Source organism: Hydrogenophaga luteola, assembly GCF_042648585.1.
Lineage (GTDB): Bacteria > Pseudomonadota > Gammaproteobacteria > Burkholderiales > Burkholderiaceae_C > Hydrogenophaga > Hydrogenophaga luteola.
In genome coordinates this window covers 905,824-929,672 of sequence record NZ_JBHRXX010000002.1, presented here as the reverse complement: position 1 = coordinate 929,672, position 23,849 = coordinate 905,824, and the positions used below count along the sequence as shown (strand labels likewise).

Here is a 23,849-nt window from a genome sequence, read left to right as displayed (position 1 = left end):
GGTCAATCCTCAATGCCGCGCTGCGCCGGGATGCCGGCGTTGAACGCGTGCTTGATTTTGGTCATTTCGGTCACGGTGTCGGCCAGCTCGATGATCTCGGGCGGGCAGCGGCGACCGGTCAGGCAGACGTGCACATGGCTCGGGCGCTCACGCAGTGCCTGCAGTACGCCGTCCAGCGGCAGCCAGCCGTAGATCAGGGGGTAGGTGATCTCGTCCAGCACCACCAGGAAATGCTCGCCGCCCAGGATGGTGGCTCGCGCCTTTTCCCAACCGTCGCGCGCCAGCTGCGCCGAGTGCTCCAGGTCCTGGCTCTTCCAGCTGAAGCCGTCGCCCAGCCCTTCGATCGGGATACCGATCTGTTCGAACATGCGGTGCTCGCCGAACCGCGCGGTCGGCACCTTCATGAACTGGTAGATCTTCACGGCCTTGCCGCGGCCATGGGCGCGCAGCGCCAGGCCGAAGGCGGCCGTGCTCTTGCCCTTGCCATCGCCGGTGTTGACGATCACGATGCCGCGGCGCTCGCCTTCGGCTTTCTCGTAGGGCTTTTCTGTCGGCGGGGTTTCAATCTGCATGGTGTGAACTCTTCAAAGGGTTGATCCGCGGCAGCGCCACCCACTGCCCCTGCAGCGCGTGCACCTCGATGCGGTGGTCAAAAACGGCTTCCAGCGCACGGTGCGTGGCGGCGTCGGCACACGGCCCCTGGTGCGTGACGCGACCTTGCGCCATCACCACCAGCTCGTCGGCGTGCAGCGCCATACCGACCTCGTGCAGCACGCTCACCACGGTCTTGCCTTCTCGCACCAGGGCCTGCACCAGTTCGAGCCAGTCGGCCTGGTGCGGCGGGTCCAGGTTGGCCAGCGGTTCGTCCATGAGCAGCACCTGGGCCTCCACGGCCAGGGCACGGGCCAGCAGCACGCGCTGGCGCTCGCCGCCCGAGAGCTGGCCCAGCGAGCGGGCGCGCCAGTCCCAGGCCTGGGTGGCGCGCAGCGCGCGCTCCACCGCAGCGCGGTCGTCGGCACTGGGCGGGCTGAGCCAGGCCTGGTGCGGCAGGCGGCCGAGCATGGCCACGTCCCACACCGTCAGGTCGTCTGCGCTGGCCTCGTTCTGCCCCAGCCACGAGAGCTGGCGGGCGCGCTGGCGCTGCGGCCAGTCGGCCAGCGGCCGGCCCAGCACAGACACCGCACCGGTGTGCGGCAGCAAGCCGGCCAGACAACGCAGCAGCGTGGACTTGCCCGCGCCGTTGGGACCGACGATGCTGGTCCAGCGCTCCCGCGGCAGGTTCAACGCGATGCGGTGCAGGATGGGCTCTTCACCCAGACGAGCGCTCAGCTCGCAGGTTTCGATGGCGGCGCTCATAACCCGCCTCCGCGAGCCACCCGCGCATTGCGCTGCATCAGCCACAGCAGGTAACCACCGCCCAACACCGCGGTGAGCACGCCCACAGGCAGCTCCTGCGGCGCGATCAGCCAGCGCGCCAGCGTGTCGGCCGCCATCAGCAGCGCGCCGCCCATGCAGCTGGCCAGCAGCATCAGGCGGGCGCTGGTGGTCTTGACCAGCGAGCGCACCAGGTGCGGCGCGGCCAGTCCCACAAACGCGATCAGCCCGGTCTGCGCCACGGCGGTGCCGGTGGCCAGCGCGAGCACGGCCACCAGCGCAGCACGCATGGGGCCCAGTGGGAGACCCAGGCTGCGCGCCGTGGCGTCGCCCAGGCTCAGGCCGTCGAGCACCCGCGCCAGCAGCCAGGCCGCCAGCGTGCACAGCACCCACACACCCACCATCAGCAGGCATGCCGTCCGATCCACAAAACTCGTCGACCCGAGCACGAACGCCCGCATCGCCCGCAAGCTGTCCGGCGAGAACAGCAGCACCATCTCGGTCATTGCACCCAGTACCACGCCCACCACCACACCGGCCAGCAGCAGGCGCAGCGTGTGCTGCACGCCGCGCGAGAGCACCAGGGTGATCAGCACCGCCAGCACCGCACCGCAGAACGCCGCACCGGTCAGTCCCAGGCGCACCAGCGCGCTGCTGGAGAACACGCTGACCGCCACACCGCTGTTCATCATGCTGCCACCCAGCATGCCGGCGCCTCCGCCCATGGCCGCCAGCGCCAGCGCCACACCCAGCGACGCGCCCGAGGCGCTGCCGAGCAGAAAAGGATCGGCCAGCGGGTTGCGGAACAGGCCCTGCGCCACCGCACCGGCCAGGCCCAGCAGCGCGCCCGCCGCCCAGGCGCCCAGGGTGCGCGGCAGGCGGATGTCCCACACGATCTGCTGCGCCATGGCGGTGGCGGCCGGGTCGGCCTGCGGGTCCAGCAGCGGGCCGACCAGGTTCTCGAAGCCGGTCGCACCGACGCACACGCCCAGCGCGGCCAGGCCGATGGCCGACAGCAGCAGTGCCGCGATGAGCCAGACGGCCCGGCGAGCGTTCACGGTCTCGCCCCCGCTTGCTTAGAACCCGCCTTCTCTGCCAGGCAACGCGCCATCAGGCGGGCCCCCTCGGCCATGCGCGGCCCGGGGCGCACCAGGGTGTCGGACTCGTTGGTGCTGAACACGCACAGGCGCTGCTCGCGCATCGCGCGCATGCCCATCCAGCCAGGGCGCTGGGCCATGCCGTCCACGCTGCGCTGGCCGATCATGATCAGGTCGGGATCGGCGCGCACGATGTACTCGGGATTGAGCTTGGGAAACGGGCCGAGCGAGGCCGGCACGATGTTCCGGGCACCCAGGCGGGTCAGCGTTTCGCCGATGAAAGACCCCTCACCCGCCGCGTACGGCCCGGGGTTGACCTCGAAATACACGCGCGTGCCGCGCACACTGGCCGGCAGCGACTGGGCAGCAGCCATCACGGCGGCGTCGATCGCGCGCCAGATGCGCTGGGCGTCCGCCACCTCCAGCAGCTGGCCGATCTTGAGCATCACGCGCTGCACGTCGGCGTGGGTCTTGGGCTCCAGCGCCACCACTTTCAGGCCCAGCGCGCGCAGGCGCTCGCCCGCGCGCGAGGAGGTGGCCATCAGCACCACGTCGGGCCGCAGCGCCACGATCATCTCGATGTTCGGGTCCAGACCGCCGCCCACCTGGGGCAGCTTCGTCAGGCTGGCAGGAAACGTGGAATAGCGGTCCACACCCACCAGCCGTGCGCACTGGCCGAGCTCGCACACCGTCTCGGCCAGTGAAGGCAGCAGGCTCACGATGCGCTGCGGCGAGCGCTCAAAGTTCACCACCACGCCGTTGTCGTCGGTGATCTGCAGGGCCGCCTGGGCGGAACCTCCGACCAGGGCCATCAGGGCCCACACCAGCGCGAGCCATGCCGTGCGCATCCGTTTCATGTTCTGTCCTTCAAAGTCAGCGGCAGCCCCGCCGCCATGAGCGTCACGCGATCACAGGCAGTCGCCACCCGCTGGTTCAAACGGCCCAGCGCGTCCACGAAAGCACGCACTTCGCGCCCCATGGGAATCACACCCAGACCGATCTCGTTGCCCACCAGCACCAGCGGCCCGGGCGCTGCGGCGATGACCGTGCACAAGTCTTCCCCCGCCGCGGTCACAGCGGCCTCAGGGAATGCCTGCGCCGGGTCGGCCGGCATCATCAGGTTGGTAAGCCACAGCGTCAGGCAGTCGACCACGATGAGCGTGTTCGGGTCGCTGTCCTGCTTCAATGCGTCGGCCAGCGCCAGCGTTTCTTCCACGGTCACCATGCCGGGCACGCGCACAGCGCGGTCGGCCTGATGACTTGCGATGCGTTCGCGCATCTCGTCGTCCCAGGCCTGTCCCGTCGCGACCATCACCGCACGGTGCTCGGGCGACTTGTCCAGCCACTGCCGTGCGAGCGTCTCGGCGCGGCGCGACTTGCCGCTGCGCTGGCCGCCGAGGATGAACTCGCTGCGCACCGGATCAACCATGGGCCACCATCCATTGCTTGACGATGCGGTGCATCTGCTCCACCCCGTCGGTCAGCGCCGCCGGACCGGGCTGCAGGATGTCGGCGGACTTGATCTCGAACAGTTGGCCATTGCGCACGGCGGGCACGTCCTGCCAACCCGCCCGAGCCGCCACTTTCTCGGCGCGGAACTTCTTGCCGCACCAGGAGCCGATCACGATGTCCGGCGCGCGGCGAACGATCTCGGCACCGTCGGCAATGATCCGGTGCTTGCCCAGCGACTGCACGGCCAGCTCGGGGAAGATGTCGTCGCCCCCTGCGATGCCCAGCAGCTCCGACACCCAGCGGATGCCGCTGATGTGCGGCTCGTCCCACTCTTCGAAAAACACGCGCGGCCGGCGCTTGCCCTCCGCTTCGAGCGCGGCCACCTCCGCACGGATCGCGTCCAGCCGCTGGCGCATCACCGCGATGCGCGCCAGCCCGTCCTCAGCACAGCCCACCATGGCGGCGACCTGGAACAGCATGGAGAAGATCTCTTCCACGCTGCGCTGGTTGAACACCGTCACCTGCACGCCTGCGCGGATCAGCGCGGCGGCGATGTCGGCCTGCAGGTCCGAAAAGCCGAACACGCAGTCGGGTTGCAGGTCCAGGATCTTGTCGATCTTGGCGTTGAGGAAGGCGCTGACCTTGGGCTTCTCGTCGCGCGCCCGGCGTGGCCGCACGGTGTAGCCGCTGATACCGACGATGCGCGCCTCCTGGCCCAGCAGGTACAGCCACTCGGTGGTCTCTTCGGTCAGACAGACGATGCGCTGCGGCCCTGGCAAAGCGACGGTCATGCGGCCTCCGGCAGGAACAGCTGCGCGGCCGCTTCCGGGTTCGAGGCAAACCACGCATGGAAATAGCTCGCGCGCACCGAGCCCTGGCCGTACACGGCTTCGGGTCGCCCGAACTTGCCGCCCGGCACGGTGTGGGCCATGGGCGACAGCGGTGATGTGGTCAGCGAGTAGTGAAAGGTGTGCCCGCGCACCTCGCCCTGCGCCGTGTCCCAGCGCTGCGGGCCGAGCGCGGCCAGGCGCGGCTGCATGGCCACCTCGCCCGGGAGCAGGCCCCACATCGGCACCCGCGTGCCATCGGCCAGCGTAAGGCCGTCGAACAGCGGCATCATGCCGCCGCACTCGGCCCAGACCGGCTTGCCCGCCGCGATGTGTGCCGCCAGCGAGGTGCGGCAACGGGTGCCTTCCGCCAGTGCTTTTGCGTGCAGTTCAGGGTAGCCGCCGGGCAGCCAGAGTGCGTCGCAGTCCGGCACTGGCTCGTCGGCCACCGGCGAGAAAAACACCAGCTGGGCTCCCAGCGCCTGCAGCGTGTCCAGGTTGGCCGGGTAGGTGAAACAGAAGGCGGTGTCACGCGCGACGGCCACGGTGCGCCCGCGCAGCAGCGGCGCCACCGGACGCTCGGCTTGCGCTTCAAAGGGCACGGCCCAGCGCTGCCAGCCGGCCACATCGAGCTGGCCCAGCGGCGTGGCTGCCATGGCGTCGGCCAGCGCATCCAGCCGCGCCATCGCGTCGGGTAGTTCGGACGCCACCGTCAGGCCCAGGTGCCGTTCGGGCAGCGCAAAACCGGTGTCGCGCCGCAGGCCGCCCAGCCAGCCCGCGTCGATGCCCGCCGGCTCGCGGCCCAGATCGTCGCCGCGCACTGAGGCCTGCAGCATCTTCTCGTGCCCCTCGCTGGCCACGCGGTTGGCGAGCACGCCGGCCCAGGGCAGGCCCGGGCGGTAGTGGCGCAACCCGTGCACCAGCGCGCCGAAGGTGCCGGCCATGGAACCGGCGTCGATCACCGCCAGCACCGGAATGCCCAGCTTTACCGCCAGATCGGCCGCGCTCGGCTCGCCATCGAACAGCCCCATCACCCCTTCGATCAGGATCAGGTCGCTGCTCGCCGCAGCCTCGTGCAGCCGCGCGCGCAGGTCGTGCTCGCCGTTGAGCCAGAGGTCCAGGTTGTGCACCGGGTGGCCGCTGGCCAACTGGTGCCAGTGCGGGTCCAGAAAGTCCGGCCCACACTTGAACACCCGCACGCTCCGCCCGGACCGTGCGTGCAGCCGCGCCAGCGCCGCGGTGACCGTGGTCTTGCCCTGGCCGGAGGCCGGAGCTGCGATCAGCAGGGCAGGACAGGTGGCGGTGCGATCCATCGTGGACCTCAGCGGGGCGACCAGCTCAGGCCCAGGTAGAAGGTCCGGCCAGCCGTGGCGTAGCCCAACACCGACTCGTAGTCCTTGTCGGTGGCGTTGTTCACACGCGCCAGCAACCGCCAGTCGCGGGCGATGTCGGTGCTGGCCGTCAGGTTCAGCAGCGTGTGGGCCGGCAAAGGCTTTGCATTGGCTTCGTCGTCGTAGCGCTTGCCCAGGTGCTGCACCTCGGCGCCCAGGCGCCAGGCGCCCACCGGCGTGTCGGCCGTCAACGTGGCCTGGGTTTCGGCACGGCGTGCCAGCAGCTTGCCGGTTTCAGCGTTCTTCGGACGCATCAGGTCCAGCGAAGCGCCCAGGGCAACCTCGCCCAGCTTCGTGCCGCCGGCCAGCGTGACGCCGGTGTAGGTGGCGCGTCCGGTGTTGCCGTAGCAGCCGGCGAAATCGCCCACGCCGTTGACACAGCTGCCGGGGCCGGCCAGGTAGTCGATCAGGTCCTTCACGCGGTTGCGGTAGACCACCACCGAGGCGCGGCTCGCAGCCTCCTGCCAGCGCAGTCCCGCTTCCATGTTTCGCGCGGTTTCGGCCTTGAGGTCGCGCGTGCCGTAGATGCTGAAGCGCTGGAACAGCGTGGGGGCACGGAAGGCCGTGCCCACGGATCCTGTGAGCTGCAGGGTCTTGGACAGCGCATAGCCGTAGGCGAGCGAGCCGGTGGTGTGCGCGCCGAACTCGCTGTCGTCGTCGCGGCGGGCGTTGAGCTGCAGCGTGTGGTCGCCGGCCTGTACGCCATAGCCCAGCGCAATGGCGTTCTGGTGGCGGTCTGTCTGCTCGGGAGTGGTGCTGGCGTTTTCCAGTTGGTCTTCGCGGCGCTCCAGATCCAGCGTCAGCCGGCCTGGCCCCACGCGCAGCTCGTTGCGAAGCAGCCAGCTGTCCACCGTGGTGTCCGTCAAGTAGCTCGAGGGTGAGGTCTCATAGCGGTCGGTTCCTCGGCTGAGCCCCACACGGGTACTCCAGGCCTCACTCCAGCGGCTGTCCCAGTTCAGACCCACCGCCTGCAGACGCTGCCTGGCCTGGTCGTCCTGCCCCGGCATGAAGCCGTCGTAGCCCGCCCTCTGGCGACTGTCCAGCAGCGTGGCTTCCAGCTTCTGCCCCTCGGAGAGCTTCCATCCGAGGCGGCCCGAGAACGACTCGTTGCGGTAGCCGTCGCGATCAGGGTTGCCAGAAGGTTTGGCGTTGAAGCCGTCGCTCCGTTCCGAGCCCAGACCGAAGGCGTAGTCGACCACCCCGTCGCCGCCGCGCAGCGCGGCACTCAGCTCGTAGGTGCTGTTCGATGCCACGCCCATGCGCAGCGACGGAAAGAAGCCTTTGTCGCCCTGGCGCGTGAAGATCTGCACCACACCAGCCATCGCATCCGAACCGTACACCGCCGCCGCCGGCCCGCGCAGCACCTCGATGCGGTCTACCAGGGACAAAGGGATTGCATTCCAGGTGGCACCGCCGGTGGACTGGGAGTCGATGCGCACACCATCAATGAACACCGCCGTGAAGCGGCCTTCAGCGCCGCGAAGGTAGACGTTGGTGGTGGATGCGGGCCCTCCATTGCGGTTGACGGTCACGCCCGGCAGGCGCTCGAGCACGTCGGAGACCGAGGCAACGCCCAGACGGTCGATGGCGCTGCGGTCGACCAGGGTCACATCGGCCACCACATCGGTGATGGGCAGCTCGGACCGGGTCGCCGACACGACCACGGTCGACAGGGTGGACTGGGCGAGAACAGGGAACGCGATGGCGCAAGCCAGGGGCAGCGCGGCCAGGCGCACCGGAGCAGAACGGAAAGACATGGATGAAAGACAAACGATGGTTGCCCTCGCCGTCTTCCCCGACAGCGCCTGGGCGTCACGGCGACGGCCCCGGACAGGACGCGTCACCACCGTGTTGGCCGGTATCCGGGCTGGCAGAACAACCTCCACCGCCTTCCCGGAGCGCCGGTCGAAACCGGCTGTCCAGTGGCTGTGGGATGGAGGCGGGGACTGGGCGGAAAACCCGTATCCCGTCTGCTTACCGTTGCGGGGGCAGCGCAGGTTAGGTCGGTCGCTGTGGACTTTCCCTCCTGCTTCCCGTTGAACTGCGGCATGTGAACCACACCGCGAGCACCAACGCAATCCATTGTAAGCCCGTGCTCCTTGCGGCAACCCTACAATGGATCACTCACCAGTCGTCACCATGGCCGATCCCAAGCACATTGACCTGATCGCCGAGCGCGTGGAACGCCTGCTCCTTCGCCACGAAGAACTGCAGCGCACCAACGCCCTGCTGATGGAGCAGGTGGCCTCGCTCAAGGCAGAACGTGACTCCATCAAGTCCCGTCTGAACGCGGCACGCTCCCGCATTGACGCGCTGCTGGACCGGTTGCCGGTCGGGACCGAGACACCCTCCCACAAGGACTCCGAATGAACAAACCTGCCTCCAAGCAGATCGAGGTTCAGATAATGGGCCAGAGCTATCTGCTGGCCTGTCCTGCTGGTGGTGAGCAGTCGCTGCTGGACGCTGTGGAGCGTGTGGACACCGCCATGTGCCGCATCCGGGACGCCGGTAAGGTCAAGGCCCGTGACCGCATCGCCGTGCTCGCGTCGCTCAACCTGGCGTTCGAGCTGTCCCAGAAGGAAGCCCAGGGGTTTGCTTCCTCGTCGTTCCTTCCTCCCGAGCCGCCGCCCCTGCCGGAATCCGCCCCCGCGAGCGAAGCGTACGACGCGGCTGCGCTGGCGCGCGCCGAGGAGCTGGTGCGGCGCCTGGACCAGGCGCTGGGCAGTGACGGCCAGTTGATCTGAATCCGGCCCCGACCTTCAACTTTTCCGACGGGCGAAGCCTTCCCTCGGGCCTCCAGCCTCTACAATTTGCCCTGTCTGCAGTGCATGCCGGGCTTTATATTTCCTTGAACCAATGCTCCATGAGCCCGGGCTTGGTACATAACGTGGCTGGTGTGAGCGTCTCGCGTCAGATGAACCCGAAGCCCCGTTGCCCTCGCCCACCTGAACCCCCGGTTCAGGATGACGGTCTGGTGGCACTTGCAGACACCTAATACCCTTCGCTGCGGCCCCACGGATGTTTCCTGGGGCCGCACTCTTTTCTGCCCTCCGGATTTCCGCCCATGAGCCTTGAACCCCTGCTGATCGCCGAGCTGGCCCTTCTGGGCGTGTTCACAGGGTTTCTGGCCGGCCTGCTGGGCATCGGCGGCGGCATGATCATGGTGCCGTTCATCAGCGCCATCCTCACCCACCGTGGCGTCGCGCCCGGCCTTGCGGTAAAGATGGCCATCGCCACCTCCATGGCCACCATCATCTTCACCTCGATCTCCAGCGTTCGCGCGCACCACAAGCGCGGCGCCGTGCGGTGGGACATCGTGCGGCGTCTCGCCCCCGGCATCGTCCTCGGTGCGGCGGTTGCGAGTCTGGGTGTCTTCGCGGTTCTCAAGGGTGGGGCGCTGGCCTTGCTGTTCGCACTGTTCGTGGGCTTCTCGGCCACCCAGATGCTGCTGGACAAGAAGCCACAGGCCTCGCGCACCTTGCCGGGAACGCTCGGTCAGCTCGGTGCCGGGGGTGTGATCGGATTCCTGTCGGGACTGGTCGGTGCCGGCGGCGGCTTTGTCAGTGTCCCGTTCATGACTTGGTGCAACGTCGCCATCCACAACGCGGTGGCCACCAGCGCTGCGCTCGGTTTCCCCATCGCGCTGGCGAACGCCGCCGGATACGTCATTTCTGGCCAGGATGTGGCCGACCTTCCGGCGGGTTCGCTGGGCTACGTGTACCTACCCGCGCTGACGGTGATCGCCATGGTCAGCGTGCTGATGGCGCCGCTGGGCGTGAAGGCCGCACACGCGCTACCGGTGAAATCGCTCAAGCGGGCCTTCGCACTGATCCTCTACCTGCTTTCGGCGTACATGCTCTACAAGGGCCTGACCGCCTGAGCTTGCTCAGGCGCCCCGGTGCAACGGCCGGTCGGCGATCACGGTGCCATCCTCGTCCGCATACAGCCATTCGCCCGGACGGACGGTGACGCCCTGGATCTTCACGGGCACATCGCGCACTCCCTGGTTGCGCCGCTCGGTCGGCAGCGGCACCGAGGCCAGCGCGCGAATGCCGGTCTCGCACACCGCCAGTTCAGCAACATCGCGCACGCACCCATCCACCACCACCCCCGCCCAACCGTTGTGCGCGGCGGCGGCGCCCAGATTGCCGCCGAGCAATGCGCGCCGCAGCGAGGCCCCACCGTCGACCACCAGCACACGCCCCTCCCCGGGCCCTTCGACGAGGGCCTTCACCTGGCTGTTGTCGTCCAGGCATTGCACGGTCACGACCGGCCCGGCGAAACGGCGGTGTGCACCGAAGTCGCGGAACACAGGTGGCAACACACGGAATGCGCCACTGGCATCACCCTTGTGTTCGTCGCCAAAGTCGCAGGTCGAAAAATCGATGGAAGAAGTCATGGTGAACCACTCTGGAAAACTGGTTTTTCGGAGCAGAAATTGAAGCACGCTCTGCACTGCGGATTGGTGGGAGGTGCGCAATACCGGGCGCAGTGTTGTTTTCGGGGCCAAAAAACCCCGATTTCCCTCTGACATCGCGCAAAAAAACGGTGCTTCCACCTTGGAAGGACCATGCATCTCCATTAGCATGCGAGGCACCAGTGAGAGAGCGCGTTCTCCTCTGGCGTCAAACCACTTCTAGAAGGAATCCTCAACATGGCAACTGCAAAGAAAGCTCCTGCGAAGAAGGCCGCTCCGGCCAAGAAGGCCGCTGCTCCGGCAAAGAAGGCTGCGCCCGCCAAGAAGGCTGCCGCTCCGGCGAAGAAGGCTGCTCCGGCCAAGAAGGCCGTTGCTCCGGCGAAGAAGGCTGCTCCGGCCAAAAAGGCCGCCGCTCCCGCCAAGAAGGCCGCACCTGCCAAGAAGCGCACCCCCAACGCAGCCTTCATGAAGGCCATGACCCCCAGCGCTGCACTGGCCGCCATCGTTGGCAACAGCCCGCTGCCCCGCACGGAAGTGACCAAGAAGGTCTGGGAATACATCAAGAAGAACAAGCTGCAGGATGCGGTCAACAAGCGCATGATCAACGCCGACGCCAAGCTGAAGGAAATCTTCAAGAAGGCCCAGGCCTCGATGTTCGAAATGACCAAGATGATCAACGAACACCTGAAGTGATCAGGGCGCTAAGGAGCACCAGATGCTCCTGTCTGCGGAGAGCCGGCCTTGCCGGCTCTTTTTTTTGCCGTTGTCGTCTGCGCCCGGACCTTTCAGATGTGAGAAACTGAAACAGCACTTCCCCCTTTCGAGGTATGACAAGCCAGCCACACCCCAGCACCATGGGCTCTCACGGCGAATCGGCTCCATCCCCAGAGGTGCCGCCTCTGCCGCTCATGCAGAACAAGGTGGTGCTGGTGATGGACCTGGTGGAATCCGTGAGGCTGATGGCATCGAACGAAGCGTCCGTGGTCCACCAGTGGCACGGCTTTCTCCAGCACGCCCGTGAAGAGGTTCTGCCAAGACATGGCGGCCGCCTGGTCAAGAGTTTGGGCGACGGCATCCTGGTGGAGTTCGACGAACCGTCCCAAGCTGTCAAGGCCACCCTGCGCCTCCACCGCTATTTCGACGACGCCAATCGCCGGCGGGATGACGACAACAAATTCTGGCTCCGCGCCGGACTGAACGCCACCCACCTGTACATCGACGACCATGATGTGTTCGGCCACGGTGTCAACCTGGCCGCCCGGGTAGCGGGACTCGCAGGTCCCGGAGAAACCGTGATCACAGCCAATGTGCACGACGCCCTGGTGGACGGGGTCGACGGTGACATGGAGGACATGGGCGAGTGCTACCTCAAGCACTGGCCGGAGCCCGTCAGGACCTGGACGCTCTCCCCGCCCTCAGGAACAGGTGTCACCCTCAAACCGCCCGCCCCTGCCGCCAGACCGGAGGACTTCCGGGCCACCATCGCCGTGCTGCCTTTCGTGTCGCGAAGCAATGCACCCGAGCACTTCGTGATCGGCGATCTGCTGGCGGACGGCGTCATCGTCCAGCTCTCGCGCAGCCAGCACCTGCGTGTCATCTCGAGGCTGTCGACCACCGTGCTCAGGGGGCGGGACGACATCAACCAGACTGCGAGCCAGCAGCTGGACGCCCACTTCGTGCTGTCAGGGAGCTACGTGACGCTGGGCGAGCGCGTGCTTGTGACCGCGCAGCTGAGCGACACCCGGCACAACGAGGTGATCTGGGCAGACCGGCTCACCGGCGACGTGATGGACGTGGTGCAGCAGGAAAGCGAGCTGATCAACTCGCTGGCGTCCACCTGCGCCGACCAGCTGCTGCACTCGGAAGTGCAACGCACCCTGACCCAGGCCCTGCCCCGGCTGGACAGCAGTGCCCTGATGTTGGGTGCCATCAACCTGATGCACCGATCCACCCGCCGGGATCTGGAGCGCAGCCAGCAGCTGCTGGAGGCCCTGGTGGACCGGCACAAGCGCTCGGTCGCACCCTGGGCGTGGCTGGCCAAGTGGCACATCATGCAGGTGGTGCAGGGCATGGCTGCGGACCCCCACGAATCATTCCAGAGGGCGATCGACATCTCGGACCGCGCGCTGGACATGGCGCCGGACAGCGCTCTGGCGCTGTCGGTGAAGGGACACGCCATGTGCCACCTGGGCAAAGACATCCAGGGCTCCCATCAGTTGCTTCTTGAGGCCACCCACAGCAACCCCAACGACCCTATGGGGTGGCTCTACAGCAGCGTGTGGTCGACCATGTGGGGATCGCCGGAGCAATCTGTGATCGAAGCGGAGAGTGCGCTCCAACTGTCACCCTTGGACCCGCAAAAGTACTACTTCGAAATGATGCTGGGCAACTGCTACCTGGCACAGGGAAAACTGGAAGACGCTGTAACGATGTGCGAAGCGTCCTTGCGCAAGAACCGCTTCCATCTCCCGACCATTCGTGCGCTCTTGGTGTCTCAGTACGAGCTGGGGCGTGAGCGCGACGCAAAGGCCACATTTGAATTGCTGCGTGTCATGCAACCCGAGCTGACGGTGACTCGATATCTGGCATCAGCAGGAGTGAGTCAGGCGCGACTAAGAACTGCCAAGGCTATGGAAGCCCTTGGCCTCCCGAAATCTTGATCCCAAAGGAGACGACATGAGTGGTGGCGTGAGTGGTGGCGTGAGTGGTGGCGTGAGTGGAGGCGTGAGTGGAGGCGTGAGTGGAGGCGTCAGTGGAGGCGTCAGTGGTGGCGTTGGGGCTGCGAGCAGTCTGTCAGCTGACGCGCTGACCATCAGCCGGGCCGCCATCGCCGGACCATTCGGCGGCGCGGTGCTCCACCCCTCCACCCCCGGGTTCAATCAGGACCAAAACCTGCGTCTCTGGGCCGACGGTCCGCGGATGACCACCTGCTTCGAGCAACTGGTCGAAGGTCTCTCCGTCACTGCTTCGGCCAGCACCAAACAGGCCGACCTGAAGTTCGCCAACCTCGGCGCGACCACGATCAAGAACCGGACGCTGGTGCAGCTGCAGGGCCCCTCAAAGAACCTGCTCAAGCAGCAGCTGGATCTGGTCGCGGCCTACGCGGATCTGCGCGGAGACCGGGCTGCCGAGGTGCTGGACCAGCTGACCGCGCCGGTTGGCTACTGGTCCGCCGTGCTCGGCCTGACAGCCCACCGGCACAAAAAAACGCTGCAGCTGATCGAGATCGCGCTGGGCCTGTGTGTACACGTCGAGATGCGACTCAAGCACATCTTTGCCACCCTGCGGCCGGTGGAGCTGTCGCCACAAATCCAGCCCATGATCCCCACGCCGGGACACGGCAGCTGGCCCAGCGGTCATTCGACAGAAGCGTTCGCAGTGGCCACCCTGCTGGAGTCGTTCATGGACCAGACCCGCCCTGGCAAGCACGATGGCCAGAACAGCCGCACGCAGCTGCAGCGCCTGGCGGCGCGCATCGCGGTCAACCGCACGGTGGCGGGGGTGCACTACCCGGTGGACAGCGCGGTTGGCCGCCTGCTGGGCACGAGTCTCGGGGAGTTCTTCGTCGCCCGCGCCACCGGTGGCAACGTTCGACTGCGCGGCTTTGACAGCGACAAGTTCGTCGAGGCGGATGGCGCCCCCAAGGACTTCAAGCTCAGCGACCCGATGGACGCGGGCGCCTACAGCGTGAGCGGCCCGCAGATTCCGCTGCCCCAGGCCGACACCCTGGGCTGGCTGTGGCAGGAGGCCCTGAAGGAGTGGTCATGAGCGCGGCCCAGCCCTGGCAGCCGCTGCCCAAAGGCGAGGTCACCGGCACGGACTGGTCCCTGCCCGGCAGCATCGAGGGCGCCGACCCCTACCTCGCATGGGCCGAAGCCGACCGCTTTGAAGGCTACCGGCTGGGCGAAGGCCCGGCAGCTCAGCCCAGATGGCTGCCGATCATCATCGAACTCCACTCCGGTTTCGGCATCCAGGACCTGCTGCAGGCATCCGACGTGAAGTGGCTGCAGGTGCCCAAGGCTTACCTGCTGCTGCCCGGGCTTCGTTTCTGCACGGCACGCGCACGCAAAGGCTTTTTCAAGGAGATGCGCAAGCGCTCGGACCTGGCCGGCATCGTTCGGCGCTACGAGCTCGGCCTGCCCGTGGAGGAGCACACCGGACCGCTGACCGACCCGGCCTTGCCTGGCGACACAGTGCCCCCCTGTCCGGATCGCTTGGGCGGAAAAGTGATCGGCATCATCGATGGCGGTCTTGCGATGGCCAACACCGCCTTTCTGAAACCCGACGGAGAGCCGCGGGTGCGCCACTTCTGGCGCCAGGACGAATTCGACGGTCCGCACGGTCCGGGCCTGGGTCGCCGCCTGCGCAGCCGCCTCGACCCTCGCCGCGCCGGCCCCACGCCGCCGGTCATGGGCTATGGACATGAACTGACGGCGGCCGACATCCGCGCCGCGATGAACCGGTTCACGCTGAACGGCTCGGTGGACGAGGATGACCTGTACGACCACCTGCAATGCTGGGACCTGAAGCACCCGGTCAACCACGGAACGGTGGTGGCCAGCCTGGCCGCTGGCCCCTGGCTGGCCACCGCCCGAATGAGCAGTGCGGGCCACACGCCGGACATGACGCCAGCCCACGACGAGGCCAGCCGCGCGCCCCTGATCGCAGTGCAGCTGGACTGGTCCAACGTGATCGACACCTCGGGCGGAGCGATGAACGTCAGCGTGCTGGACGCGCTCATGTTCATCCTGAACCGGGTGACCACCGATGCGCAGCTGGTGGTCAACATCAGTTGGGGCACGCTGGCCGGTCCACACGACGGAACCTCGGTGCTGGAAGCAGCCATGGATCATCTGGTGGCACTGTGCACGCCCGAACGGCTGCAGGTTTTCATTCCTGCGGGCAACGGCTATCAGGACCGCACCCACGTGAACCAGACCCTGCAGCCGGGAGGTGCGCCCGCCGAGTTGCACTGGCACATCCAGCCCGACGACCGCACCCAGAGTTTTCTCGAATTGTGGCTGGGCGACCCCGACCTGCCTGAGGAAGCGCTGCAGGACATCAGCATCGAGGTCACGCTGCCCGGCGGGCAGGTGCTGGGACCGATGAGCGTCGGCAACGCAGGTTGCTGGCCCTCGACCACCGCACCCCAGCTGGCGTTGGTGTTTCCGAGAAAGACAGCATTGGGTCGGCACGGCACCTGCGCTCTGCTCGCCCTGTGCCCGACGGCCTCGCACCACCCCGAGGACCGGCTGGCCCCGGCCGGCGTCTGGCAAGTGAAAGTCTGCAACGGAGGGCTCAATCCGGTGGTCCTGGATGCCTACGTGGAACGGGACGACGTGGCACAGGGGACCTACACCGGCGCTCGCCAGTCCGCCATGCTGGACAGGTTCTATGACACCAGCGGCAACATCGACAGCTTTGTCGACCACCCCGACAACCCGACGCCGATCCGGCGCAGCGGGGTGTTCAACAGCATCGGAACGGGGCAGCGATCCGTCTCTGTCGGCGGCGTCCGATTCGCCAGCAGCGCCTTCAACCCCGCCGCCCGCTACAGCCCGAGACTGCCAGACCCAGATGCCGCACGACTGCCCCAACGCTACGGGGTGAAGAAGGTGCCGGACGAACTGGCAGTGAGCGACGAGAGCACAGCGCTATGGGGGGTGCTTGGTGCCGGCAGCCGCAGCGGCTCGTCGGTGCGCATGTATGGCACCAGCTGTGCGGCACCACAGATCACCAGGAAGCGGCTCTGAATCTGTCCTTCACCAGCGCGCCGGCAGCGCCTTGAGCAGCCAGATCCAGCGCTCGCGAACGGCGATGTAGCCGCCGGTTTCCAGGTCCTTGAGCAGGCGGGACACCATTTCGCGTGAACACGCAAGGTGTTGCGCCAGCTCTTGGTGGGTGAGGCGCTCCGCCAGCCGGCGCTCGCCAGAGGCTTCGGGCTCCTGGGCCAGCTGGTTGAGCAGGCGCACCAGGCGTCCATAAACGTCAATGAGGGCCACATTGCCGGCACTCTCGGTGGCCAGCCGCGCCCGGCGGATCAGCCGGGCCATAAGTTCCAGCGCGAACTCGGGGTGCTGGGCGATGTAGTTCAGCAGCACGGCACGGGAGATGACGGAACAGGTCGTTGCATCGACCGCCTCCACGTTGGCCGAACGCGGACCACCGTCGAGCGACATTTCGCCCACATATTCCAGCGGGCCGTAAAAGCCCAGGGTCAGTTCCTTGCCGTTGCCGTCGCCGAGGAAGGCCCGCAGGCGCCCCTGCAGGACGATGTAGATCGTGTCCCCGGACTCACCTTCCTGGATCAGCAGCGCGCCGTTGCGGTAGCGCCGCTGCACGCCCAGTGCCGCCAGTGCCTGGATGTGGGAGGAAGGCTCTGTGCTGGCGGGAAGGAAGGCGGACATCCTGGCTCATGGTTGGGCAAACTCCATGGCATTGTGCGGCATCGCGGAGATCACCCGCAAGGCAGGGACCATGGGCGGCAGGCTGTGCACCTTCTGCATCAGGGCCCGGATGCTGCCGCAGCCGGTTTTTTCGCGCAGTGCCTTGATCTGGCTGCGCACGGTGGATTCGGCCACCTTGTGGTCGGACGCGATCTCAGGAATCGAGGCGCCGCGGCACAGGGCCAGCAGCACCGCCTCTTCGCTGGGGCTCAGGTTCTGCGAGCGGGCGAACATGCGCAGCGCCAGGTTGTCACAGGCATTCTTGCGAGAGAGCAGCACCAGAACGGTGGGCGCGTCGAACTCCAGCGGGTGGCTCAGCGGCACGAAGGCCAGCGACAGCTCGTGTTCACCCTGCTTGAGTTGCAGCAGGCGGCGCTGGCCGCGCAGAGCGTGTTCCAGGGCGCTCTGGATCTGGGTGGTGAGCTCGGTGTTGCGCCCCAGCAGGGAGCGCGAATGGGTGACGATCACCCGCCCGGTCGACATTTCGTGCCGCGCCAGGTGGTTGGCGTGGCGGATGTGGCCCTGGGAGTCGATCACCAGCAGGCCGTAGTCGACCTCGTCCAGCACCCGCAATAGCAGGTCTTGCCCCAGGCTGTCCGGCACCGACTGCGTGCGCTCGGCGTGGAAGTACAGGTCGCTGGTGGTACGGTCCATCAGGTGGCGTTGGGCGGTGGTTTCCATGGCGCTTTCCTCGTGTGTTGCGGATGGGGAAAGCTTAGAAACCGGCACCCGTCCTGAGGCGTGTGCCATTGCCCACCGGCCTGTGACCTATTCACAAACGTTGTTGCCAAAAAGCAACCAATGCACCCCAATCAGCGGGATTTGTTCCGGATCGCCGAGAGGGTTCCGCGGGTGGTGATGACCTCCGGATCGAGCATGACCTCGATCAGCGAGCCGCCGTCGGCGGCCAGCGCCCGCTGCAGCGCTGGCTCGAACTCCGCCGTGTGGGTGATGCGTTCGGCCATATAGCCATAGGCCCGCGCGAGCGCGCAGAAGTCGGGGTTGCGCAGGTCCGAGCCGCTGACCCGTGCCGGGTATTCGCGCTCCTGGTGCATGCGGATGGTGCCGTAGGTGCCGTTGTTGAGCAGCACGATGACCGACTTTGCGCCATGCTGCACCGCCGTGGCCAGTTCCTGCCCGTTCATGAGGAAGTCGCCATCGCCCGCGATGGTGAAGGCGGTGCGTCCGGTGAGGATGGCGGCGCCGATGCCCGCGGGCACGCCATATCCCATGGCGCCATTGGTCGGCGCCAGTTGCGTCTTGTGCCCCTTGAGCAGGCCGTGGTAACGGTAGAACCGGTGCAGCCAGCTGGCGAAGTTGCCTGCGCCGTTGGTCAGCACCGCGTCGGCCGGCAGTTGCTTCTGCAACATGTGAATGAGGGCTGGCATGTCGATGCTGCCTGGCAGCACGATGCCGCCGTTGCCAACATCCACATTGACCTCGTAGTCGGCGTGACAGGCGGCCGTCCAGGCCGACCACGGCAGGCTGGGCGGGGCGGTCAGCACCTCCAGCGAACGCGCGGCGGCGTTCATCGTGGCCTGGATCGCGAGCGTGGGCTGGTAGACCCGGCCCAGTTCCTCGGCGCTGGCGTGGATGTGCACCAGCTTCTGTGCCGGCACAGGCGCCTCCAGCAGCGTGTAGCCGCCGGTGGTCGCTTCGCCCAGGCGCGGGCCAATGGCCAGGACCAGGTCGCTCTCGCGGATGCGTCGGGCCAGCGCCGGGTTGATGCCCAGGCCGACATCGCCCGCGTACTGAGGGTGGTGGTTGTCGAAGCAGTCCTGGAAGCGGAAGGCGTTGGCCACCGGCAGTTGCCAGTTCTCGGCGAAGCGCTGCAGCGCGGCGGCCGACTGCGGCGTCCAGCCTCCGCCGCCGGCGATCACCAGCGGGCGCTCGGCCGCCAGCAGCAGCGTGCGCAGCTCGCGCAGCGCACCGGGGTCGGCCCAGGCCTGCACCGGTTCCACACGCGGCAACGGGGCGGCATCCACCGCCTGCGTCAGCATGTCCTCGGGCAACACCAGCACCACCGGTCCAGGCCGGCCGTTCATGGCGGTGGCGAAGGCGCGCGCCACGTATTCGGGGATGCGGCGCGGGTCGTCGATGCGCTCGACGCGCTTGGCCATGCCTTTCGTGCTCGGGCCGAAGAAGGCGTTGTAGTCCACCTCCTGGAAGGCTTCACGGTCTCGCGCATCGCTGGCCACATCGCCCACAAACAGCACCATCGGCGTCGAGTCCTGGTAGGCGGTGTGCAGCCCGATCGAGGCATTGGTGGCTCCAGGGCCGCGCGTCACGAAGCAGATGCCAGGCCGCCCGGTCAGCTTGCCCTGGGCCTCGGCCATGAAGGCCGCGCCGCCCTCCTGCCGGTTGATCACGAAGCGGATGCGGTCCGCGCGGTCGTGGAAGCCATCGAGCACCGCGAGGTAACTTTCACCCGGCACGCCGAAGGCGTGGGTCACGCCCTGGGCGATGAGGCAGTCGACGAGCAGGTGTCCGGCAAGTTGTGTGGTCATGCCGGAATTGTGCACAGACTCAGCGGGCTGCTGTCCGGCGGCCCACACCAATGGCGGCATAGACGGACACCAGCAGCACCAGCGCCGCACCCGCCAGCGTGAGCGCGTACCAGCCCCGGTCCATGAAAAGTCCGAAGACCATGGGCGAGACCGCGAAGCCCACGTCCAGGCCGGAGTAGACCGTGCCGTAGACGCGCCCGGTGGCTCCCTTGGGCGTGGCCTTCTTGATCATCATGTCGCGGCTGGGCCCGCCCACGCCAACGGCAAAGCCGGTGGCCGCCAGCACGACCATGGTGCCGGTGCCGTTGAGCCAGCCGGTGGCACAGACCAGCAGCAGCAGGGCGCCGGCCGTCATCGCCCAGGCCACCACGCGGTCGCTGTGTTTGGAGGTGGCGGCCACGAAGCCGCCGACGAACATGCCCAGCGCGCCACACAGCATGTAGGCGCTGACGGTGAGGGTGGCGGCCTCGACACTGACCCCGTGCAACTGCTTGAGGATGGACGGCGCATAGCTCTGCACCACCGCGAGCGTCATGGTGGACAGCAGGAAGAAGGCAAAGCACCACCAAACCACCGGCAGCTTCATGAACGCCAGATCCGAGCCCTTGGGCGCGTCGGCGTGGCGCACATGCACCTCGGTACGCAGCTTGTCCCGTTGCCAGAACAGCAGGGCCAGCACCGCGATGTAGAGCAGCGCGGCGCAGTGGTAGGCGGTGCGCCAGTTGGCCAGCGCCGTGATGCCGACCAGGAAGGCCGGCGCCAGCGCCCAGCCCAGGTTGCCGGTCAGGCCATGGGCGCTGAAGGCATAGCCGAGCCGCGGTGCCGACACGCGCTGGTTCAGGATGGTGAAGTCGGCCGGGTGGAATGGCGCGTTGCCCATTCCCGCCAGCACCGCCACCAGCACCAGGCCGGCGTAGCCGGTGGCCATGGACGCCGCCAGCGAGGCCAGCAGGAAGCAACTGATGGCCGCAAACAGAACCGGGCGTGCGCCGATGCGGTCGACCACAAAGCCGGACATCGCCTGGCCGGAACCCGAGATGACAAAGAAGATGCTCATCAGCAAGCCGACGTCGGAGTAGCTCAGGCCGAAGTCGCGCATGAAGATCGGGAACAGCGGCGCCAGCAGCAGGTGCGAGAAGTGGGACGTGCCGTGCGCCAGGCCGACCAAGCCGATGACGGCGGCGTCCTGCTTCAGGGGAACGGGGTTGGCCGGCGGGGGCACGGCGTCGAGGGTGGCGGTGTTCATGCAGGGCATGGTACGGGCTGACGCAGCGGCCGATATGCGATAGAAAGACAACCATCATCGAATTTCCGCCAAATCCGGGAGCCATCTCATGACCAGACGCGAGCGCCGCGCCGTGCCCGTCGGCGACACAGACCCGTTCCGCCCCTCGCCGGAGCGGCCGGTGCGCTGCAGGGCCCGTGCCATGGGCCACGACACCCAGTTCGAACCGCACCACCACCCCTGGGGTCAGCTGGCCTACTGCGCCAGCGGCCTGTTGCAGGTCACGGTGGCCGACGCCGCGCCAGACCGGACCTCGGGGCTGGAGACCACGACCATCGTCCCGCCGTCGCGCGCCGTCTGGATCCCGCCGGGCGCCCGCCACGCGGTCAGCATGCTGGAGACGTCGCAGCTCTACACGCTCTACATCGATCCGTCGGTGGTGACCGCCGAGTGGCGCCGCTCCCGGGTGCTGGTGGTCTCGGCCCTGCTGCGCGAGCTGGTGCTGGGCATGGAGTTGCCGCACCACGCCAGCGACGAACTGCGGCAGCGCGCGTTGTCCACCCTGGTGCTGGCGGAGCTGGCGCACGCGCCCACCCAGCCGCTGGGCGTGCCGATGCCCGACCCGCAGCGCGGCGACCGGCGCCTGCGTGCCCTGTGCGAGGCGGTGCTGAACGCGCCGGCGCAGCACGCGACGCTGGCCGGCTGGGCCGCCCACAGCGGCGCCAGCGAGCGCACCCTGGCGCGCCTGTTCCGGGACGAGCTGGGCATGGGCTTTCAGCGCTGGCGGCAGCAGGTGCTGCTGGCGCACGCGCTGCCGATGCTGGCCAGGGGCACGCCGGTGAGCCAGGTGGCCGCCGCCGCTGGCTACGCCAGCGACAGCGCCTTCAGCTCCATGTTCCGCGCCGCACTGGGCCAGCCGCCGTCGCGCTTCGGCCCTGTGGCGGGGCAGATCTGATCAGAGCACCTCTTGCAGCCGCTCCTTTGGGCGGCAGAGCACGGTGCCGCGCGGCGTCACGACGATCGGCCTCTCGACCAGCACGGGGTGCTGCACCATCAGGTCCAGCCACTCGGCGTCGCTGCGGTCCGGCTTCGCCTCGGCCAACCCGGCGTACAGATCGCCCTTGCGGCGCAGCAATTCACCCGCGCTCATTCCCATGGCCTGGAGCAGCGCGGCGAGCTGCGCCCGGGTGTAGGGCTGCTTGAGGTAGTCGATCACCACCGGCTCGGCCCCGGTCTCGCGGATCGCGGCCAAAACGTTGCGCGAGGTGCTGCACTGGGGATTGTGAAAGATGGTGATGGCAGTAGGCTTCATCGCGGTGCTCCGTGTGATTCGCGGCCGAGCATAACGCCCGCTGGCGGTGCAGCAGCGGGCGTCACGGCCCTGTCATCTCAGGCCCGTATCTTGCTGGATGCTCACACACAAAACGCGCCAGCAGGGGAAGACGATGAACGCACCACAACGCATTGCCAAGACACCGAAGGCCTGGGAGGCTCTGTCACGCCCCGACCTGGTCGGCCGCCGCGCCCACAGCCTGCTGCTCATGGCCAACGGCCGCCGCAGCGAACGCGAGCTGTCGGCGCTGCTGGGTGGCGATGTCAGCGATCTGGCCGCGGGTCTGCTGCAGCAGGGCTACCTGCAGCCGGTGCCGCTGATGCTCTACGGCGACAACGACAGCGCCTGAGCAGCGCCGCTCAAAGCCAGCGCTTGAGCAGTCCCATCACGCGGTCGAAGGTGGCCCCGTAGGGCGGGTAGAACAGGCTGGCCGCCGCCCAGCGCGACTGCACCAGCACCGCTTTCTGCTGCGTGAAGCGCAGGAAGCCGGTTTCACCGTGGTAGGCGCCCCAGCCGCTCTCACCCACCCCGCCAAAGGGCAGATTCTCGTGGGCGATGTGCAGCAGGGTGTCGTTCACCGTCACGCCGCCGCTCACCGTGCCTCGCAGCACCCGGTCGCGCGCGGCCCTGTTCTGCCCGAACCAGTACAGCGCCAGAGGCCTGGGGCCCGCGTTGACCGTGGCGATGGCCTGGTCCAGATCCGTGTAGCTGAGCACCGGCAGCACCGGTCCGAAAATTTCCTCGTGCATCAGGCGCGCCTCGGCCGGCGGCTGGAACACCAGCACCGGCGTCATCTGGCGCTCGTGGCCCGAACCGCTGCGCGGAGCCACCTCGACCACACGGGCACCCTGGGACTGCGCCTCCTTCACCATCGCCAGCAGCCGCGCGTGGTGCCGCTCGCTGATGATGCTGGCGTAGTCCGGGTGTGCGGCCCCACAAGGAAATAGCCTCGCTACCGCGGCAGCGAAGGCGCGCTCGAACTCGGCCTCACGCCCCTGGGGCAGCCACACGTAGTCGGGCGCGATGCAGGTCTGGCCGCCGTTGAGCAGCTTGCCGTGCGCAATCTTGATGGCCACCGCGTCCAGGTCGGCCGAGGTGTCGACGATGCAGGGCGACTTGCCGCCCAGTTCCAACGTAGTGGGCGTCAGGTTGGCGGCGGCGGCGGCGGCCACCTTGCGCCCCACGGCAGTGGAGCCAGTGAAGAACAGATGGTCGAACGGCAGGCTGGCGAACTCGTGCGCCACGTCCGGCCCGCCCAGCGCCACGCACACCTCGTCGGCGGAGAACGCCTGGTGCAGCAAGGTCGCGAGCAGCGCCGAGGTGTGCGGCGTGAGCTCGCTGGGCTTGAGCATCACCCGGTTGCCCGCCGCCAGCGCGGTGGCGGTCGGCCCCAGCGTCAGCTGCAACGGGTAGTTCCAGGGGCCGATCACGCCGACCACGCCCAGCGGCTGGCGCTGGATGTGGGCGCTGGCCGGCTGCAGGTAGACCGGCGTGCGCACCCGGCGCGTCTTCATCCAGGCGCTGGTGTGGCGCTCCAGGTCACCCAGCAGCGAACGCAGCACGAAGAAGTCGGCCACCTCCGTGAGCCGGGTCGAACGCACCCCGAAATCGGCCTGCACCGCCTCGGCCAGCGCAGCGCCGTGCGTGTCGATCAGCGCCCGCATGCGGCGCAGCCGGTCCAGGCGAAGCGCCAGCGGCACGTCGATCTGCGCGCGACTGGCCTGGAACTGCGCGTCAAACAGGGCACGCAACGGAAGGTCGGGGGGCGTCTGGGTCATCG

The 23,849-nt window shown here is 67.7% G+C and carries 24 protein-coding genes, 1 other RNA gene and 1 riboswitch; of the genes, 10 read left to right on the top strand and 15 right to left on the bottom strand.

Going from position 1 to position 23,849, the window contains the following annotated elements:
- Positions 1–2: 2 nt before the first annotated feature.
- Genes cobO through ACFOPI_RS08185 form a run of 8 tightly spaced genes read right to left on the bottom strand, consistent with a single transcriptional unit; the run spans position 3 to position 7,898 of the window.
- Positions 3–572 (bottom strand): cob(I)yrinic acid a,c-diamide adenosyltransferase, encoded by a 570-nt coding sequence (cobO, locus tag ACFOPI_RS08220; RefSeq protein ID WP_382172828.1) that lies wholly within the window; start codon positions 570–572, stop codon positions 3–5.
- Positions 562–1,356, bottom strand: a complete 795-nt coding sequence (locus ACFOPI_RS08215) for an ABC transporter ATP-binding protein (RefSeq protein ID WP_382172826.1) — start codon at positions 1,354–1,356, stop codon at positions 562–564. Before ACFOPI_RS08215 ends, cobO begins: the two co-directional genes overlap by 11 nt.
- The gene (locus ACFOPI_RS08210) at positions 1,353–2,432 is read right to left on the bottom strand and encodes a FecCD family ABC transporter permease (protein ID WP_382172824.1); all 1,080 of its coding nucleotides are present in this window, start codon (positions 2,430–2,432) and stop codon (positions 1,353–1,355) included. The genes ACFOPI_RS08215 and ACFOPI_RS08210 overlap by 4 nt, the downstream gene beginning before the upstream one ends.
- Positions 2,429–3,328 carry an ABC transporter substrate-binding protein gene (locus ACFOPI_RS08205; RefSeq protein ID WP_382172822.1) on the bottom strand — a complete coding sequence of 300 codons (900 nt, stop codon included), beginning with the start codon at positions 3,326–3,328 and terminating at the stop codon, positions 2,429–2,431. The genes ACFOPI_RS08210 and ACFOPI_RS08205 overlap by 4 nt, the downstream gene beginning before the upstream one ends.
- Positions 3,325–3,900 carry a bifunctional adenosylcobinamide kinase/adenosylcobinamide-phosphate guanylyltransferase gene (cobU, locus tag ACFOPI_RS08200; protein ID WP_382172820.1) on the bottom strand — a complete coding sequence of 192 codons (576 nt, stop codon included), beginning with the start codon at positions 3,898–3,900 and terminating at the stop codon, positions 3,325–3,327. The genes ACFOPI_RS08205 and cobU overlap by 4 nt, the downstream gene beginning before the upstream one ends.
- Positions 3,893–4,714, bottom strand: a complete 822-nt coding sequence (locus ACFOPI_RS08195; RefSeq protein ID WP_382172818.1) for an ABC transporter substrate-binding protein — start codon at positions 4,712–4,714, stop codon at positions 3,893–3,895. The genes cobU and ACFOPI_RS08195 overlap by 8 nt, the downstream gene beginning before the upstream one ends.
- Complete coding sequence (locus ACFOPI_RS08190) at positions 4,711–6,063, bottom strand: cobyrinate a,c-diamide synthase (RefSeq protein ID WP_382172816.1); 1,353 nt, start codon at positions 6,061–6,063, stop codon at positions 4,711–4,713. Before ACFOPI_RS08190 ends, ACFOPI_RS08195 begins: the two co-directional genes overlap by 4 nt.
- Positions 6,064–6,071: 8 nt before the next feature.
- Positions 6,072–7,898 carry a TonB-dependent receptor domain-containing protein gene (locus ACFOPI_RS08185; RefSeq protein WP_382172814.1) on the bottom strand — a complete coding sequence of 609 codons (1,827 nt, stop codon included), beginning with the start codon at positions 7,896–7,898 and terminating at the stop codon, positions 6,072–6,074.
- 79 nt (positions 7,899–7,977) lie between these two features.
- Positions 7,978–8,230: riboswitch (cobalamin riboswitch) on the bottom strand.
- Positions 8,231–8,280: 50 nt separating this feature from the next.
- Here ACFOPI_RS08185 and ACFOPI_RS08180 point away from each other — a divergent pair.
- From ACFOPI_RS08180 to ACFOPI_RS08170, 4 genes are all read left to right on the top strand, one after another.
- Positions 8,281–8,511 (top strand): DUF904 domain-containing protein, encoded by a 231-nt coding sequence (locus tag ACFOPI_RS08180; RefSeq protein WP_382172812.1) that lies wholly within the window; start codon positions 8,281–8,283, stop codon positions 8,509–8,511.
- Positions 8,508–8,885 carry a cell division protein ZapA gene (locus ACFOPI_RS08175; RefSeq protein WP_382172811.1) on the top strand — a complete coding sequence of 126 codons (378 nt, stop codon included), beginning with the start codon at positions 8,508–8,510 and terminating at the stop codon, positions 8,883–8,885. The genes ACFOPI_RS08180 and ACFOPI_RS08175 overlap by 4 nt, the downstream gene beginning before the upstream one ends.
- A 69-nt stretch (positions 8,886–8,954) precedes the next feature.
- A non-coding RNA gene (ssrS, locus tag ACFOPI_RS24245) (6S RNA) lies at positions 8,955–9,135 on the top strand.
- 70 nt (positions 9,136–9,205) lie between these two features.
- Positions 9,206–10,021, top strand: coding sequence for a sulfite exporter TauE/SafE family protein (locus ACFOPI_RS08170; RefSeq protein ID WP_382172809.1), 816 nt, complete (start codon positions 9,206–9,208; stop codon positions 10,019–10,021).
- Positions 10,022–10,027: 6 nt separating this feature from the next.
- Here ACFOPI_RS08170 and rraA read toward each other — a convergent pair whose 3' ends face one another.
- On the bottom strand, positions 10,028–10,540 hold the full coding sequence (gene rraA / locus ACFOPI_RS08165; RefSeq protein ID WP_382173085.1) for a ribonuclease E activity regulator RraA: 513 nt from the start codon (positions 10,538–10,540) through the stop codon (positions 10,028–10,030).
- A gap of 255 nt (positions 10,541–10,795) precedes the next feature.
- Here rraA and ACFOPI_RS08160 point away from each other — a divergent pair, with 255 nt between their 5' ends.
- The 4 genes from ACFOPI_RS08160 (at position 10,796) to ACFOPI_RS08145 (ending at position 16,311) form a co-directional block, all read left to right on the top strand.
- Positions 10,796–11,251, top strand: a complete 456-nt coding sequence (locus ACFOPI_RS08160; RefSeq protein ID WP_382172807.1) for an SWIB/MDM2 domain-containing protein — start codon at positions 10,796–10,798, stop codon at positions 11,249–11,251.
- Positions 11,252–11,466: 215 nt separating this feature from the next.
- Entirely contained in the window at positions 11,467–13,218 is a 1,752-nt protein-coding gene (locus tag ACFOPI_RS08155; RefSeq protein ID WP_382172805.1) for an adenylate/guanylate cyclase domain-containing protein, read from the top strand.
- A gap of 259 nt (positions 13,219–13,477) precedes the next feature.
- A complete protein-coding gene (locus ACFOPI_RS08150; RefSeq protein WP_382172803.1) occupies positions 13,478–14,326 on the top strand; it encodes a phosphatase PAP2 family protein in 849 nt (282 codons plus the stop codon).
- Entirely contained in the window at positions 14,323–16,311 is a 1,989-nt protein-coding gene (locus tag ACFOPI_RS08145) for a hypothetical protein (RefSeq protein WP_382172802.1), read from the top strand. Before ACFOPI_RS08150 ends, ACFOPI_RS08145 begins: the two co-directional genes overlap by 4 nt.
- A 9-nt stretch (positions 16,312–16,320) precedes the next feature.
- Here the strand turns inward: ACFOPI_RS08145 and ACFOPI_RS08140 are convergent, their stop codons facing one another.
- From ACFOPI_RS08140 to ACFOPI_RS08125, 4 genes are all read right to left on the bottom strand, one after another.
- Positions 16,321–16,965, bottom strand: coding sequence for a Crp/Fnr family transcriptional regulator (locus ACFOPI_RS08140; protein WP_382172800.1), 645 nt, complete (start codon positions 16,963–16,965; stop codon positions 16,321–16,323).
- A gap of 6 nt (positions 16,966–16,971) precedes the next feature.
- Positions 16,972–17,685, bottom strand: a complete 714-nt coding sequence (locus tag ACFOPI_RS08135; RefSeq protein WP_382172798.1) for a helix-turn-helix transcriptional regulator — start codon at positions 17,683–17,685, stop codon at positions 16,972–16,974.
- A 131-nt stretch (positions 17,686–17,816) separates the two neighbouring features.
- The gene (locus tag ACFOPI_RS08130) at positions 17,817–19,511 is read right to left on the bottom strand and encodes a thiamine pyrophosphate-binding protein (RefSeq protein ID WP_382172796.1); all 1,695 of its coding nucleotides are present in this window, start codon (positions 19,509–19,511) and stop codon (positions 17,817–17,819) included.
- Positions 19,512–19,530: 19 nt separating this feature from the next.
- Entirely contained in the window at positions 19,531–20,757 is a 1,227-nt protein-coding gene (locus ACFOPI_RS08125; RefSeq protein ID WP_382172794.1) for an MFS transporter, read from the bottom strand.
- An 88-nt stretch (positions 20,758–20,845) separates the two neighbouring features.
- On the opposite strand from ACFOPI_RS08125, the gene ACFOPI_RS08120 reads away from it, so the two are divergent.
- Positions 20,846–21,691, top strand: a complete 846-nt coding sequence (locus ACFOPI_RS08120) for an AraC family transcriptional regulator (RefSeq protein ID WP_382172792.1) — start codon at positions 20,846–20,848, stop codon at positions 21,689–21,691.
- Here ACFOPI_RS08120 and arsC read toward each other — a convergent pair whose 3' ends face one another.
- Positions 21,692–22,048, bottom strand: a complete 357-nt coding sequence (gene arsC, locus ACFOPI_RS08115; RefSeq protein ID WP_382172790.1) for an arsenate reductase (glutaredoxin) — start codon at positions 22,046–22,048, stop codon at positions 21,692–21,694. It abuts the gene before it with no gap.
- A 133-nt stretch (positions 22,049–22,181) separates the two neighbouring features.
- Here arsC and ACFOPI_RS08110 point away from each other — a divergent pair, with 133 nt between their 5' ends.
- Positions 22,182–22,418: a hypothetical protein gene (locus tag ACFOPI_RS08110; protein WP_066154527.1), complete on the top strand. Its 237-nt coding sequence runs from the start codon at positions 22,182–22,184 to the stop codon at positions 22,416–22,418.
- Between the two features lie 10 nt (positions 22,419–22,428).
- Here the strand turns inward: ACFOPI_RS08110 and ACFOPI_RS08105 are convergent, their stop codons facing one another.
- A complete protein-coding gene (locus ACFOPI_RS08105) occupies positions 22,429–23,847 on the bottom strand; it encodes an aldehyde dehydrogenase family protein (RefSeq protein WP_382172787.1) in 1,419 nt (472 codons plus the stop codon).
- Between the last annotated feature and the right edge of the window lie 2 nt (positions 23,848–23,849).

Bases quoted from the DNA above. Each gene is read 5' to 3' on its own strand.
- cobO (WP_382172828.1), bottom strand. From the start codon at position 572: ATGCAGATTGAAACCCCGCCGACAGAAAAGCCCTACGAGAAAGCCGAA.
- ACFOPI_RS08120 (WP_382172792.1), top strand. From the start codon at position 20,846: ATGACCAGACGCGAGCGCCGCGCCGTGCCCGTCGGCGACACAGACCCG.
- ACFOPI_RS08190 (WP_382172816.1), bottom strand. From the start codon at position 6,063: ATGGATCGCACCGCCACCTGTCCTGCCCTGCTGATCGCAGCTCCGGCC.
- cobU (WP_382172820.1), bottom strand. From the start codon at position 3,900: ATGGTTGATCCGGTGCGCAGCGAGTTCATCCTCGGCGGCCAGCGCAGC.
- ACFOPI_RS08215 (WP_382172826.1), bottom strand. From the start codon at position 1,356: ATGAGCGCCGCCATCGAAACCTGCGAGCTGAGCGCTCGTCTGGGTGAA.
- ACFOPI_RS08180 (WP_382172812.1), top strand. From the start codon at position 8,281: ATGGCCGATCCCAAGCACATTGACCTGATCGCCGAGCGCGTGGAACGC.
- ACFOPI_RS08185 (WP_382172814.1), bottom strand. From the start codon at position 7,898: ATGTCTTTCCGTTCTGCTCCGGTGCGCCTGGCCGCGCTGCCCCTGGCT.
- ACFOPI_RS08155 (WP_382172805.1), top strand. From the start codon at position 11,467: ATGCAGAACAAGGTGGTGCTGGTGATGGACCTGGTGGAATCCGTGAGG.
- ACFOPI_RS08105 (WP_382172787.1), bottom strand. From the start codon at position 23,847: ATGACCCAGACGCCCCCCGACCTTCCGTTGCGTGCCCTGTTTGACGCG.
- rraA (WP_382173085.1), bottom strand. From the start codon at position 10,540: ATGACTTCTTCCATCGATTTTTCGACCTGCGACTTTGGCGACGAACAC.
- ACFOPI_RS08110 (WP_066154527.1), top strand. From the start codon at position 22,182: ATGAACGCACCACAACGCATTGCCAAGACACCGAAGGCCTGGGAGGCT.
- arsC (WP_382172790.1), bottom strand. From the start codon at position 22,048: ATGAAGCCTACTGCCATCACCATCTTTCACAATCCCCAGTGCAGCACC.
- ACFOPI_RS08175 (WP_382172811.1), top strand. From the start codon at position 8,508: ATGAACAAACCTGCCTCCAAGCAGATCGAGGTTCAGATAATGGGCCAG.
- ACFOPI_RS08205 (WP_382172822.1), bottom strand. From the start codon at position 3,328: ATGAAACGGATGCGCACGGCATGGCTCGCGCTGGTGTGGGCCCTGATG.
- ACFOPI_RS08160 (WP_382172807.1), top strand. From the start codon at position 10,796: ATGGCAACTGCAAAGAAAGCTCCTGCGAAGAAGGCCGCTCCGGCCAAG.
- ACFOPI_RS08170 (WP_382172809.1), top strand. From the start codon at position 9,206: ATGAGCCTTGAACCCCTGCTGATCGCCGAGCTGGCCCTTCTGGGCGTG.
- ACFOPI_RS08125 (WP_382172794.1), bottom strand. From the start codon at position 20,757: ATGAACACCGCCACCCTCGACGCCGTGCCCCCGCCGGCCAACCCCGTT.
- ACFOPI_RS08145 (WP_382172802.1), top strand. From the start codon at position 14,323: ATGAGCGCGGCCCAGCCCTGGCAGCCGCTGCCCAAAGGCGAGGTCACC.
- ACFOPI_RS08195 (WP_382172818.1), bottom strand. From the start codon at position 4,714: ATGACCGTCGCTTTGCCAGGGCCGCAGCGCATCGTCTGTCTGACCGAA.
- ACFOPI_RS08130 (WP_382172796.1), bottom strand. From the start codon at position 19,511: ATGACCACACAACTTGCCGGACACCTGCTCGTCGACTGCCTCATCGCC.
- ACFOPI_RS08150 (WP_382172803.1), top strand. From the start codon at position 13,478: ATGACCACCTGCTTCGAGCAACTGGTCGAAGGTCTCTCCGTCACTGCT.
- ACFOPI_RS08135 (WP_382172798.1), bottom strand. From the start codon at position 17,685: ATGGAAACCACCGCCCAACGCCACCTGATGGACCGTACCACCAGCGAC.
- ACFOPI_RS08140 (WP_382172800.1), bottom strand. From the start codon at position 16,965: ATGTCCGCCTTCCTTCCCGCCAGCACAGAGCCTTCCTCCCACATCCAG.